1 protein-coding gene is annotated in these 912 nt (G+C 75.5%); it reads right to left on the bottom strand.

All coding sequences use genetic code 11. From position 1 onward, the window contains the following. On the bottom strand, nucleotides 1-912 hold a 912-nt coding region (locus KUM32_RS38750), incomplete at both ends, for a DNA repair ATPase (RefSeq protein ID WP_217146484.1).

Genomic DNA, 912 nt, shown 5'->3' with positions numbered 1-912 from the left:
ACCGCATCTCCTTCAGCGTCACCAGCCGCCCCTGCGCCTGGCGCAGTTCGCCGATCCGCGCCACCCACTCCTCGGCCGTGGCCGGCGCCTCGCCGCGTACCCGGCGCACCAGTCGGGCGATGTGCGCCGCGCAGTCGGCGAGCGCGTCCGCGGCCCGCCGCGTCAGGTCCTGGACGGTCGCGAACTCGGCGAGCACCTGCTCGGCCGTCTCCCGCACCGCGACCAGCGGGCCGCGCAGGTCGCCGATCTCCGCGTCGCCGAGCCAGTGGAAGCGGTCCGCGGCCCGCGCGCAGGCGGCCACCAGGGCCCGGTACCGCTCCGCCGTCGGCTCCGTGTCGGCCACCTGCCGCGCGATGGACAGGCACTCCGCGATGCCCCGCACCAGGTCCGCGTTGCCGATCCGGGCCAGCGGCCCGGCGCCGGAGGCGGAGCCCGCGGCGTACGTGTCGGAGACGTACGGCGTGCGCCAGAGCTGCGTCGGGTGCACGCGCGCGGCCTCGCCCGGCCCGTCGGCGGCGGACGCGGCGGCGCGCAGCGCGACGAGGGTGCCGTCCTCGAAGAGCGCGTAGCCGAGGCAGGGCAGGGGCGTCGCGATCTCTTCGCGGATGGTGTTGTACGCGAGGAGTAGCGTGCGCCCGGTGGCCCGGGCGTGGAAGGCGTACAGCACGTCCTCGCCGTTCGGCGACCGCACCGCGTGCGTGAACGCGAGGCCGTCGGTGTCCGTGTCGAAGGTCTTCACGGCGCCGGTGGCCAGGCAGTATCCGCCGGGGAAGACGATGCCCTGGTCGTCGGGGAGGCGCTGGCAGGACTGGCCGATGCCGTCGAGCCGGGCCACGGCGTGCGTGACGGTGTGGAAGACAAGGTAACGCCAGTCCTCCTCCTTGTACGGGCGGAGGCGGCGCAGGACCCGCG

The sequence above is a fragment of the Streptomyces sp. AC627_RSS907 genome (genome assembly GCF_019049165.1).
This window is presented reverse-complemented; position numbering and strand designations above follow the sequence as displayed.